Annotated in this window: 12 protein-coding genes and 1 riboswitch; of the genes, 6 read left to right on the forward strand and 6 right to left on the reverse strand. The window is 42.2% G+C overall.

Annotation, left to right across the window (positions count from 1 at the left end; genetic code table 11):
• Positions 1-231: 231 nt before the first annotated feature.
• Complete coding sequence (locus CN378_RS03980) at positions 232-756, reverse strand: hypothetical protein (RefSeq protein ID WP_098350641.1); 525 nt, start codon at positions 754-756, stop codon at positions 232-234.
• Between the two features lie 137 nt (positions 757-893).
• Between CN378_RS03980 and CN378_RS22520 the strand changes: the two genes are divergently transcribed.
• On the forward strand, positions 894-1052 hold the full coding sequence (locus CN378_RS22520) for a hypothetical protein (protein ID WP_098350642.1): 159 nt from the start codon (positions 894-896) through the stop codon (positions 1050-1052).
• Positions 1052-1177 carry a hypothetical protein gene (locus tag CN378_RS22840; protein ID WP_257140988.1) on the forward strand — a complete coding sequence of 42 codons (126 nt, stop codon included), beginning with the start codon at positions 1052-1054 and terminating at the stop codon, positions 1175-1177. Before CN378_RS22520 ends, CN378_RS22840 begins: the two co-directional genes overlap by 1 nt.
• A gap of 24 nt (positions 1178-1201) precedes the next feature.
• Here the strand turns inward: CN378_RS22840 and CN378_RS03990 are convergent, their stop codons facing one another.
• Together CN378_RS03990 and CN378_RS03995 are read right to left on the reverse strand one after the other, a co-directional pair.
• Positions 1202-2929, reverse strand: coding sequence for a B12-binding domain-containing radical SAM protein (locus CN378_RS03990; RefSeq protein ID WP_098350643.1), 1728 nt, complete (start codon positions 2927-2929; stop codon positions 1202-1204).
• 335 nt (positions 2930-3264) lie between these two features.
• Positions 3265-4290 (reverse strand): acyltransferase family protein, encoded by a 1026-nt coding sequence (locus CN378_RS03995; protein WP_098350644.1) that lies wholly within the window; start codon positions 4288-4290, stop codon positions 3265-3267.
• A 169-nt stretch (positions 4291-4459) separates the two neighbouring features.
• Between CN378_RS03995 and CN378_RS04000 the strand changes: the two genes are divergently transcribed.
• The 3 genes from CN378_RS04000 (at position 4460) to CN378_RS04010 (ending at position 7850) form a co-directional block, all read left to right on the forward strand.
• Positions 4460-6610 carry a PAS domain S-box protein gene (locus tag CN378_RS04000; RefSeq protein WP_098350645.1) on the forward strand — a complete coding sequence of 717 codons (2151 nt, stop codon included), beginning with the start codon at positions 4460-4462 and terminating at the stop codon, positions 6608-6610.
• Between the two features lie 14 nt (positions 6611-6624).
• Entirely contained in the window at positions 6625-7080 is a 456-nt protein-coding gene (locus tag CN378_RS04005) for a methylated-DNA--[protein]-cysteine S-methyltransferase (protein ID WP_098350646.1), read from the forward strand.
• Between the two features lie 176 nt (positions 7081-7256).
• Positions 7257-7850, forward strand: a complete 594-nt coding sequence (locus tag CN378_RS04010; protein WP_098350647.1) for a DUF2087 domain-containing protein — start codon at positions 7257-7259, stop codon at positions 7848-7850.
• Between the two features lie 38 nt (positions 7851-7888).
• Here the strand turns inward: CN378_RS04010 and mtnA are convergent, their stop codons facing one another.
• The 3 genes from mtnA to CN378_RS04025 all read right to left on the reverse strand — a co-directional run bounded on the left by mtnA (position 7889) and on the right by CN378_RS04025 (position 11295).
• Positions 7889-8935 (reverse strand): S-methyl-5-thioribose-1-phosphate isomerase, encoded by a 1047-nt coding sequence (gene mtnA / locus CN378_RS04015; protein ID WP_098350648.1) that lies wholly within the window; start codon positions 8933-8935, stop codon positions 7889-7891.
• Between the two features lie 19 nt (positions 8936-8954).
• On the reverse strand, positions 8955-10136 hold the full coding sequence (mtnK, locus tag CN378_RS04020; protein ID WP_098350649.1) for an S-methyl-5-thioribose kinase: 1182 nt from the start codon (positions 10134-10136) through the stop codon (positions 8955-8957).
• A gap of 116 nt (positions 10137-10252) precedes the next feature.
• Positions 10253-10409, reverse strand: a riboswitch (SAM riboswitch).
• Between the two features lie 103 nt (positions 10410-10512).
• Positions 10513-11295: a carbon-nitrogen family hydrolase gene (locus tag CN378_RS04025; protein ID WP_098350650.1), complete on the reverse strand. Its 783-nt coding sequence runs from the start codon at positions 11293-11295 to the stop codon at positions 10513-10515.
• A gap of 121 nt (positions 11296-11416) precedes the next feature.
• Here CN378_RS04025 and CN378_RS04030 point away from each other — a divergent pair, with 121 nt between their 5' ends.
• Positions 11417-12601, forward strand: a complete 1185-nt coding sequence (locus CN378_RS04030; protein WP_098350651.1) for a pyridoxal phosphate-dependent aminotransferase — start codon at positions 11417-11419, stop codon at positions 12599-12601.
• The last annotated feature ends 31 nt before the right edge of the window (positions 12602-12632 follow it).

Genomic DNA, 12632 nt, shown 5'->3' on the forward strand with positions numbered 1-12632 from the left:
TGAGACCCCACAGGGCTTTAGCCCGAGGAGGCTCACCGCCAGCCCCGCGGAAAGCGGGCACCTGGAGCGGAAATCAACCACTACTCACTACATACAAAAGCGACAATGTTTACGTAAACAGCCAAATGATAAATCCGAACGATTTCGATTTTCAAAAAAGAATGTCGAGTGATCGTTCGGATTTTCTTTTAATTTTTCGTTGTACTCTGGATAATATTCTACGGTAGGCAGTCATTTCAATGCTGAGTAGGGTACATCAAGGTAAATGAAAAGGAATAAAATGATGGGAAATGAAATGACCCAGCCTAGAATCGGATTCTTATGATGGATGATGAGTACAGTGAACATCATAAGATTGAAGAGGATATCCCAACCATAATGCCAACCGTTATGATATGTCATCATCCCGAGGACATGGGAGATCCCTTCTGTGAGTCCATAGACACCTGTCCAGAGGAGAATCCAATATAGCTTCCCTGAAGTAGAAGAAGGGAGCCTCCCTATAAAGATGGCGATTGTCACAGTATATTGAACCGCCATTTTGCTTAACGAAATGATGGTGTGATTTAAATGTAAAGAGTCTCCAAGAGGGGTGGCAGGACGGAATTCCCACATTGAATAATTAAATAGGAGAAACTGTGAAAGTAAATCCCCAATAATGAAAAACAATAAAGTGGGATAATAGCTGTAAAACTTCTTCCAATTTCCAAATCTCCACCCTAATATAACGTATATCAGCAAAAAAATTAGTATCATGTCATATCCTCATTCGTCCTTTTCCTTTAGTTTCGGGTTTAAGCTTCGTTTTATTCTGATGGATGAATACCTATTTTTAGAAGAATGGAAAAGAGGAAGGAGGGAAAAATAAGATCAGCAAAGGAGATGAGTTTTATATGAAGCGAAAAGCACAGTACGATGCAGCTGAGAAGAACAACCAAACTCCGCTTAAAAATAAGCAGGAGACTGAATTTTCGGCTGAATTCACTCAAGGTGAAGATCCGGCGAAAGGAAAGAATCGAAATTCTGCAAAAGGCAAAAAGGGCAGAAGTTGATGAAAGACAAAAAACAGTCCTATCGTGAAGAATTCGGTCAGGAATTCGGGGATGTCAATGCAGCCAAACTCCTCGAAGTGACACAAAAACAATCGAAAACAAAAGAAAAGAAGAAAAAATGTTAAGNNCTTAACATTTTTTCTTCTTTATCATTGAACAAGGTGACGTGCGAATTCAAATACGGTTGATTCCCCAGACGCCGGTTCAAAGTAGGCCAGTACGTATTGTTCCTGCCCATCTGTTGAACGAATCGTTTCAAGAAGGGTGTGCTTATACAGCTCTTTTTCATTCAGATTCAGATCTGAAAATGCTTCACCTGGGATGTGTGGGGAAGCCAAGAGGCTTTGATAGATGGAAGAACGTTCTTCCTTCGTAAGTTCGTGTGTCCACCACGGTTTTCTAGGCTTGTACCGTTGATTCTCTAAATAGTCGAGTTTCATCAGACCCTCGATTACTGAAATAGGGAAGCTTGTTTCAGTAGAAAGGAATTCAAAAAGGCGTCTGAATAAATCTTCTAATTGATGACCGATTCTTGACCACCCTCGGTTTTCCCAATAGGAGCCGAATGCCTGGAAGAAATCGAATGGCGTTTCGAAGCATTCGGTCACCAAATATTCAATCGTGCGATCCATGCGGTGATCGTTCCAATACTTCTCCAACACATCTTCCACCTGTTTGATCCGAACGATATCGTCGAAAGACAATACGTTATTCCCCAGAATCTCATAAGGGGAATGGTCCATATACGTATATTGATGATCATTGGCACGAATTCTTAATCCCGTCCCGCGAAGCATCTTGAGAAATCCTAATTGAAGCTCTTCAGGTCGCAGTTCAAATACGTCATTGAACGTTTTTCGGAATGATTGGTAATCCTCTTCAGGCAGCCCTGCGATTAAATCCAGATGCTGATCGATCTTTCCACCGTCTTTCACCATGGTGACGGTTCTTGTCAGCTTTTTATAATTTTGTTTCCTCATGACAAGGTCATTCGTTTCATCGTTGGTTGATTGAATGCCGATTTCAAAACGGAATAATCCCCGTGGGGCATGTTCGTTCAAGAATTCAATCACTTCGGGACGCATGATATCTGCCGTGATTTCAAATTGAAATACGGTACCTGGTACATGCTCGTCAATAAGGAATTGGAACATTTCCATTGCATAGCTTCGGCTTATATTGAAGGTGCGATCGACAAACTTAATGGTTTTCGCTCCATGTTTCATCAGGAATCGGATATCTTCTTTTACCTTTTCACGGTCAAAATAGCGTACACCTACTTCAATGGAAGAAAGGCAGAACTGACAACGGAAAGGACAGCCCCTGCTTGTCTCGATATAGGTCACCCTTTTCCCGAGCTGAGACAAATCTTCCTGAAAGCGGAAGGGGGAAGGGACATCCCTCAGATCGATCTTATTTTGTTGAGGCTTGATGACGGGCTTACCGTCTTCTATATAGGCGACTCCATGGACCTTGGACCAATCCTTATCACCATCAAGCTGATCTAACAATTGTTTGAAGGATTCCTCGCCTTCACCAATAACGATGAAGTCTACGTCTTCAAGTCTCTCCAGCCAATATGGAACATCATATGTTACTTCAGGACCTCCGAGGACGATCGTTATCCCCGGCATGATTTTCCGAAGGATCTTGATGACTTTGATGGTTTCTTCGATATTCCAAATGTAGCAGCTGAAGCCTATGATGTCAGGTTTTTTTGAGAATAAGTCCGTAGCGATGTTAAGGGTTGGGTCCTTAATGGTGTATTCTGCGAGCTCAATGTCATGTTCTGGCTCCGCATAAGCCTTTAAACAGCGAATGGCTAAATTCGTGTGAATGTATTTTGCATTTAACGTACTTAAGACGACTTTCTTCATTATAATCTCCTTTATATTAAACTCGTCTGACTATTTCAGCCGACCGAATTTTGGTGTCCATATTTTCATATGACATAAGTTGTTCGTACAACATAATAAACCAGCCTGATTATCATTTTATCTAAGCTTGAGGGAAAGCTCAATGTTTGTATAAAATGAATTTAAATTTATTGTAACTAATAGAAGGAATTTCAGGAAAAGTTACGAATAATATAAGATAATATAAGTTTTTTGAAAATTGTGTTGAATAAAAGTGCTTCTTTTCCTAAGAGAATAGATTTTCATGAAAAAGGGACTGACCCGTGTTTAATGGGGTCAGCCCTTTCTAGTGAGGTTTATCTTGTTTTCATTTCTCTTTTTGAGAGCAGTTTCTGTAATCTTGTTGATTTAAACTCGATGATCGGTTGAGTGATGCTTGTAAAGAATTTCGTCGAGAAGATCATCGTGAGTACAAAGGACACCCCGAGTAAAAGTACCAGGCTGGTGTCAGGATCAATCGTGTCCTTAAGGTGGCTTTCACGGAATAACCGTATGAGAAAACCATGGAGCAGGTAAACATAGAGCGTGTTTTTCCCCCATTTAGTGAAAAACTGCCTCTTTGTAGGCACAAAGGTAAAAAAGCTGAAAATCATCACGACATTTAATAAGTAAACAGCTGCCCTGACTACCATGCTGATGGCGCTGTTCCATTCGAAATCTCCATAAGGTTTGGAACCAAGAAGCCATTTGTCTGAGAATTCAGGGATAAAATACATGCCTAAAAATACAATGACAAATAATGAACCTGCCACGATACGGGCTTTACTCGTTTTGAAATATTCGAAGTGCTCCTTTTCCATGTAGTAACCCATCAGGAAAATAGGAAAGAACACAAATGTTCTGGACAAACTCAAATAATTTGAAATGACATCGGCAAATCCCACAAGCAATCCAAGGGAGAAAGCCACTGTCAAGCCGATACCAGGCTTGAATTTAAACCACTTGATGAATGCATAAAGCAATGCATTCCAACAGAACAGGCTGATGAGGAACCATAGGGACCAGTGTGGATTAAGTGGATCCACCTCGAATGTTGATTTTTGATATAGGAAATAGTAATACACCGTGTAAATCAATTGAAATACGATGTAAGGGAGTATCAGCTTCTTGGCGAGCTTTTGGATATACCCTTTTTTATAGAATCCCTTTGCGAAGAATCCTGCCACAAGGATGAAAGCCGGCATGTGGAAGGTGTAGATTGTTTTATACAATGAAAGGATAAAGGGATCGCTTTCAATATAAGACCTTATAATATGTCCAAATACCACTAAAAAAATCAAAATGAACTTGGCATTGTCGAAGTAATAGTCACGCTGTTTCATATCTTCACCATCTTTGAGAATAGTTTAATCCTAATTCATTCTTACCCTAGGATACAATGAGCAAAACATGATTTCACTGTTAATTATCACCAAAAGTATGGGAAGCTATGCGAATTCTATAGGGCCAGGGGCCAATGGTCGCCTTTTAAAATAGTAGGGGGATGAGGAAATGACTAATAGTAGTAAATTGCATGAAGAACGGAATAAGGAACAATGTCATCCCATAGATAGGGAAATTTGCTTAGCGTCACCCATGCCGATGCTCGTGATCAATAAAGAGTTGAAAATCGTCCATGCCAACGGTGAGGCATGTGAGACCCTGCAATCCGGTCATGAAGATGTTGTAGGCAAGCTGTTCAGTTCCTATTTCTCTTCTGTACCCGCTCCGATTGTCGCTCATTATAAAGAAGTAATGGAAACGGGGAAGACGCTTGAAGATGAAACCCTGATGAATGTTCATGACAAAAAAATCATCCATGTCGAACTATTGCTGAAAAAATCGACCATTTCACCTAATGCTTATTTATATTTCAAGGATGTAACGGAACTAAAGGAGAAAGAACGAAAAGATCATATGAATGTGCATCTGCTCTCGAATATATTTCAGAATGCTTCAGAGGGCATCGTCCTCTTCGATATCGAAGGAAACATCAATGATGTGAATCAGGCATTCAGTTTACAAGTGGGCCTCGATAAGGAAGAAATCACGACGAGGAATATCAGTTCTTTCATACCTGAGAACGCGCACTATAAAATTGATAAAATCAAAGAGTTGATTTCTCAAAACAAAAAAGCCCGTGGTGAAATCCCGATCAAGAAATCACATAATATTTCGATCGTGGAATTTACTACAAGCCCCTATGTCCACCACAAGCTTCACATGGCGATTCTCAGAGATGTAACGGAAAAGAGGCAGATGGAGATCCAGCTGAAACGAAACGAAGAATTGTTCAAGGGACTGTTTGAGGAAGCGATCGATGCCATTGTCTTATGGGATCAGGACGGCAGGGTCCTTAAAGCGAACTCCTCTGCTCTGAAAATTTTCGAATGCACACTTTCTGAGCTTCTTTCCAAAAAAATACGGGATTTTGTGTATCCTTTAGAAAGCCAAAAATTTGATTTGGTCATGGAACAATTGAATAGAAGCGGGGCTGTAAGGGATGAGGTATTGTTCCTCATGCCGAACAATCAGCTGAAACATTTGGAATTCACCTCCAAGCTTCATTCCGTTGATGGCTATAACATGACCATTTTCCGTAATGTCAGTGAGCGGTATCAAATGGAGAAGGAGCTGCGTGAAAGCGAGGAAAGGTTCCGCAAGATATTCGAAGGCTCATTGGACGGATTGCTTCTGACCAATCACAATTATGTGGTCGTGGATGCGAACCCCGAAGTGAGTCATATCATTCAGATGGAAAAAGACCAGCTCATAGGTAAAGATGTACGGGAAATATTGAATATTGAGCCCGGTGAGGAGACGTATGATGATTATTTGAAGCAATTAAAAGAGGAAGGACAGGCAACCTTTTTAAAAACGTTATCTTACAGGGACAAGGTTCAATATGTGGAGTTATCTTCGAAATATAATTTACTCTCTAACTTGAATTTGACCATCATCCGCGATATTACCGAACAAATTGAAATGCAGGAACAACTAAGAAAATCGGATACATTAAGTGTGGTAGGGGAGCTGGCCGCGGGGATCGCCCACGAGATCAGAAACCCGATGACCGCCTTGAAAGGTTTCATCCAGTTGCTTGAAAACAGTGTCGGCAAAGATCATGAAATGTACTTTAATGTGATCACTTCTGAATTCCAGCGTATTGAATCGATCATCACGGAGTTTCTCGTACTGGCAAAACCACAGGCAATCCAATATCAGGAAACGGATTTAATCAAGATCATGAAAGATACGGTCGAATTATTGAGTGCCCAGGCGGTCATGCATAACGTTCAGTACGAGGAGAGTTACGAGGAGAATCTTCCTACAATCGTCGCTGAGCCCAATCAGTTAAAACAGGTATTCATCAACGTCATCAAGAATGCGATTGAAGTGATGACAGGAGGAGGCGTCATTTCCATCAGCATCCGGGAGACATATGATGAAATGATCCATATCGAAATCAAAGACCAGGGAGGCGGGATCTCAAAGGATAAGATCAAGAAACTCGGGGAACCTTTTTACACAACGAAGGAAAGAGGGACTGGACTTGGTCTTATGGTAAGCTTTAAAATTATCAAAGAGCATAAAGGCAGTGTTCAGGTTGAGAGTATTGTTGGAGAGGGAACCATTTTCCACATCTATCTGCCTAAATCATAAAGGAGTCATGTATGATGACCATTCAAAGTATTGTGATGAAGAGTCCCATTGGGAATTTGAAGCTATCAGCGGATCGTACCCAATTACTTTCTGTACAGTTCGTGGAAGAAGAAGCCTGCACCAATACGGAACACCCCATCTTAATGATGGCGAAGGAACAGATGTGCGAGTTTTTTAAAGGGGAAAGGAAGGCATTTGATCTTCCTTTGAAGATAGAAGGAACAGCTTTTCAAAAGGAAGTATGGAATGCCCTTCAACGGATCCCGTACGGTGAAACCTGCTCTTATCAAGATTTGGCCCATGCGATCCAGAGGCCGAAAGCAGTGAGGGCTGTGGGACAGGCGAATAAAGCCAATCGTTTTCCCATCATCATCCCATGTCACCGCGTCATCGGGAAAAATAAGACGCTTACGGGTTATGCAGGTAAGCAAACAGACAAGAAAGAGACGTTACTGTCATTAGAAAAATAAGTGAAAACAGGCATCTCCCTCTTGGAGAGTGCCTGTTTTTTTCGTTTGTTATGAAAACAGGTTGAAGAAATCAGGTGAGTAAAAAAAGAATTCTGAAAATAGTCATTGATTTATCTAACTACTTAGATTACTATCTAATTAGATGATAATCTAAGTAGAGAGAGGAAGGAAGATGTTTGCAATTAAATAAGCAGGTAGCTTTTCATAAAACGATGGGTGATCCGACCCGAATCAAGATCGTCTATTTACTGGCTGAAGGGAGCTTGCACGTGGGAGCGATAGCGGGAAAGCTAGGACTCACTGCGCCCACCATCTCCCATCATCTTACGAAACTGAAAGAATGCAATCTTGTTTATTCACGGAGAGAGAAGAACACGATTTACTACCACCTAAATAAAAAAGTCTTGAGTCATCATGGGGATGTTCTTCATCAATTCGCTCATGAAGAGGAAGGGGAAAATGTGATGTCAGAGAAGTTATTGAAAGAAAAACAGAAGGTTAAAAATAATTTCCTGGAGAAGAATGGACGAATCAAAACGATTCCTTCTCAGCAAAAAAAGAAATTATTTATATTGGAACATATGGTGGAAGGGTTGAAGGTAGGAGAAAAGTATAAGGAAAAAGAGGTGAATGAATATATTCAACAATTTCATGCAGACTATGCCACCCTCAGAAGAGAATTTATCATTCATCAGTTCATGTATCGGGAAAACGGCATATACGAAGTAAACCCAAGGGAAATGTGGGCGTCATCAAAACTAAATGAATAAATCAAAAGAGGAGCAGGGAGCCTGCTCCTCTTTTGATTCTATCCGATTGCCTGTTGAATGCTTTCTTCAAAGTTTGGATACAGCACTCCATTTTCTGTGATGATACCCGTAATCAACTCATGAGAAGTAACATCGAAAGCCGGATTATAAACAGGGACATTTTCTGGTGCAATCAACGTTCCACCTAATGTGGTGATTTCTTCCCGGTTCCTTTCTTCAATCGGGATCTCATTTCCGCTCTGGATGGAAAGGTCGAAAGTAGAGGACGGAGCAGCCACATAAAAAGGGATATCGAAGTGCTTACACAGAATGGCAAGCATAGACGTTCCGATTTTATTGGCGGTGTCCCCATTGCGAGCGATGCGGTCCGCACCAACGATGACTGCTTCCACCCCTTTTTCTTTCATGGTATGAGCCGCCATGCTATCCGTGATGAGGGTGACATCCACCCCTGATTGCTGCAGTTCCCAAGCAGTCAGCCGTGCTCCTTGCAGGACGGGCCGTGTTTCACATGCGTAAACCTGAAACGCTTTTCCTTTTTCCCTTCCTAAATGAAACGGGGCCAATGCGGTTCCATATTTACTCGTGGCAATGGAACCGGCGTTACAAATGGTCATTACTTTTTGTTTTTCCTTCAATACGCTCAGTCCGTATTCTCCGATCAGACGGCATACTGCCTCATCTTCTGCATGAAGTTGGATCGCTGTATGAATCAAATTGGTTTTGGCTTCATTAATGGAAGAAATATGCTGCAATTCCGTCTCAAGCCGGTTCAAAGCCCAAACAAGGTTGACTGCTGTAGGGCGTGAACAGGAAAGGTATTTTTTGTCCCTTTGAAAAAGCTCCATGAATTCAGCTAACGTATTGACTTCATATCGGGAGGCTGCCTGGGCTAATCCATAAGCGGCCGTAATGCCGATAGCCGGAGCACCTCTCACCTTCAAAGTGATAATAGCATCATAATATTCTTCTATGGTCTCAAGTTTAATATATTCCACTATGTTAGGCAGTTTCTGTTGATCAAGAATAAGTAAATAATCTTCATGCCACTCCAGTGAAGTAGGAATTGTAAGGGTTTGTGCCATGATAGTCTCCTTTTATTCATTAAGAATGGGATTGCAATAGGGAAATGAGTTCTTTGATTGAATGTATTTCTTTACGTTTTATGATGAGTTCTTTCCCGAGGGCCAAGCATGTACGCTTGGCCTGTATTCTTTGTTGTTTATCAGCGATACTTTCTAAATCTTCAACATGGGCAAGGCCGATCGTCCTTCTGATGCATTCACAACCTGCAAAACCGATACTGTCCTGGAAGCTCTTCTCCAATACGTATTCCAGGTAGCCATCTACTTTCGTATAAGCATCTCCGCTTTCCTTCCAATGGTTAGAGAAGGTAGTGGAGAAGACGTTCCAGGTATTCTCGATATGATAAAGAATCGTTTCCTTCCGTTCACGATTTGAAACCGCCTGGAAAATTAGGTTACTGATGAATTGTCCAATGTCAAAGCCAATCGGTCCATAAAAGGCGAATTCAGGGTCGATCACTTTTGTTTGATTTTCATCCACAAAGATGCTTCCGGTATGAAGGTCCCCATGGAGCAGGGCTTCCCCTTCGGTCAGAAAGCTTTTCTTCAACTTTGCCACTTCGAGCTTTACAGTGAAATCATCCCACAATTGTTGAACATCCGAGGTTAACTCTTCCTCGAATTCATTGGTTTCACTGTTGAAAAAAGGATCAGTGAATACAAGATCTTCTGTGATTTTGCACAGCTCAGGGTTTGAGAATTCTTTCACGTATTCCTTTTTCTTAAAAGGATGAAGAGCATAATCCGATGTGAAGTACAGGGTATTGCCTAAAAATGTCCCAATGTCATGGGAGAGCTGTGGATAGTTTTCCCCTTTTATCAGGCCTGCCCTCGCTATCGTCAGTGCACTCAGATCTTCCATTACGGTGATCGCAAGTGCAGGATCAGAGTAATATACTTCAGGAACCAGGTCCCCTACAAAGGATCGTTGAAGTTTGAGTGCTTCCGCTTCGATTCTTGCCCGTTCGATGGTCAATGGCCAGCTTTCTCCAACAACCTTTGCATAAGGAAGTGCCTGCTTAATGATGATTCCTTTACCTGTTTCACCCTCTACTACATGAAATACAAGGTTCAGGTTACCATCACCGATTTCTTCACATGTCAGGAGTGTTCCATCTTCAAAAATTCTTAAACGAATGGCCAGCGCAATGGCCGACTGTTCAGTTAGTGGTTGGTACGTGTTCAGTTTAGTGATTGCCATTTTCGTTCCCCCTTTTCGTACACCCTTATGAGTACGGTGTTATGGAGGCTTTTCTGCGGCATAAGAAAAGCCTCTTTCCATGGTCGAAAGAGGCTTGAAGAGTATGTCTTCATCGCCTCTTATCTCTCAGAAAGAATATCTTTCTGTTGGAATTAGCACCGTGCCTTACTGGATTAGTCAATCCGGCGCTTACTGCGCCCCGTTTTACAACGGTATTATGGTCGGTTGCTGGGCTTCATAGGGCCAAATCCCTCAGCCAGCTCTTGATAAGAGTTGCGTACACTATTTAATTAAACTTTCAGAATGTTTCATTTGAATTGAATGGTACCATTGAAGTATTTTCCATGTCAACGGTTTTTGTGAAAAAATAGTATTCCTAATAAAAATCGGGTCTTCGATCCTGGAATATCGGTATCTGTTTCCGCACTTTTTCTACTTCATCTAAATTGACTTCAGCTGAAACCAATTCTTCGGTCTGAGAGCCCTTTGAAAGTATTTCCCCCCATGGACCAATGATGAGGGAACAACCGCCAAATTCATTGTTCGGGTCGCTGCCCACGCGGTTACAGGCAACTACGAAGCATTGATTTTCAATTGCCCGGGCCCGTAAGAGTGTCTGCCAGTGATCGATTCGTTCTGCTGGCCACTCGGCTACGACAAAAACCACCTTGGCTCCCATTAGTACATGCTTCCTGAACCATTCAGGAAAACGGATGTCGTAACAAATCAATCCCGCCATCTCCGTTTCATGAAGGGAGAACATGCCATCTTCTTGTCCAGGAAGTAAATAATGATGTTCATCCATCAATTTGAAAAGGTGTAGCTTAGAATACTGTTTGACCAATCTGCCATTGGAGTCCGCTACTAAAAGTGTATTGCTCACTCCATTCTGTGTTCTGTTTGCAACGGAACCACCTACAATGTGAATGGAATGCTTCTTTGACAGGGAGGTCAGGAAAGAAGAGGAATCCCTTGCTCCGTCATCGGCGATGATGTCCATTCGGGTAAGGTCATATCCGGTCGTCCAAAGCTCAGGCAGTACTAGCGTATCACAGCCGTCGTCGCTTGCTTTTTTTACCCATTGCTCTACTCTTTTTTTGTTTTCATCAGGATTGCCGAACGCTATATCCATTTGTGCGAGACCAATCTTGTGCATCATTTCTTTCACCTCATTATAGACTTTTGGAATATATTCCTTTACATTCTTTATTTTCCGTTATATCATTTGTGACTAGAATTTGAAAGTAATTAATTTTCAAAAAAAGGTAGTGGATGAGCATATGAAAACCTTTCGTAAAGCAACACGTTTAGATTTATTACCGGAACAATTTTTCGCATCCCTTGCAGGGACAGTGAATGCTGTTGTGAAAGACGGACATGATGTCATTAATCTGGGACAGGGAAATCCGGATCAGCCGACTCCGCCACATATTGTGGAGAAACTGACTGAAGCTGCTGCTTCCCCGTCCAATCATAAATATCCTCCCTTTCGCGGCTTATCGTCATTCAAAGAAGCGATTGCCGCCTTCTACCACAGGGAATACGGAGTAGAAGTCGATCCGGAGACAGAGGTTGCCGTGCTATTCGGGGGGAAGGCGGGGCTTGTGGAGATACCACAATGTTTATTGGACCCTGGTGATGGTGTATTCGTTCCTGATCCCGGTTATCCGGATTATTTATCCGGTGTAGCCTTAGCAGAAGCCCGCATGATCAAAATGCCCCTCCGTGAGGAAAATGGATTTCTCCCTGATTATCGGGAACAGTCACTTGAAGAACTGGAAAATGCCAAGTTAATGTTCCTTAACTACCCCAATAATCCTACTGGTGCGATTGCGACAAGTTCATTCTTTGAAGAAACAGTGGACCTTGCCAATCGCCACGATATATGTGTGGTGCATGACTTTGCTTATGGAGCGATCGGGTTCGATGGACAGAGGCCGATCAGCTTTTTGGAAACAGAAGGAGCCAAGGATGTCGGAATTGAAATTTATACGTTATCGAAAACGTATAACATGGCTGGCTGGAGAGTCGGATTTGCAGTGGGGAATAAGAGTGTCATAGAAGCGATCAACGTCCTCCAGGATCACCTGTATGTGAGCCTTTTCGGTGCCATCCAGGAAGCTGCGACCACCGCCCTGTTAAGCTCTCAGGACTGTGTAAAAGCATTAGTTGAAACGTATGAAGAAAGAAGAGACCTATTAATCTCCGGACTTCAGGATATTGGCTGGGATGTATCAGCTCCACAAGGCTCCTTCTTCGCCTGGCTGAAGGTGCCTGAAGGATTTACATCCGTGGAGTTCTCCACCTATCTGCTTGAAACAATCAAGGTCGCTGTTGCACCGGGTGTAGGCTTTGGAGAATTCGGAGAGGGATATGTACGTGTAGGGCTTTTAACCACAACTGAACGGATCAAAGAGGCGATTTCCCGGTTAGAAAGTTTAGAATTATTTCACAAAAGGGATTGACATCAGCTTGAATTGGTGCAATAATCCAACT

The organism is Bacillus sp. AFS015802 (assembly GCF_002561455.1).
Classification (GTDB): Bacteria; Bacillota; Bacilli; order Bacillales; family Bacillaceae_B; genus Rossellomorea.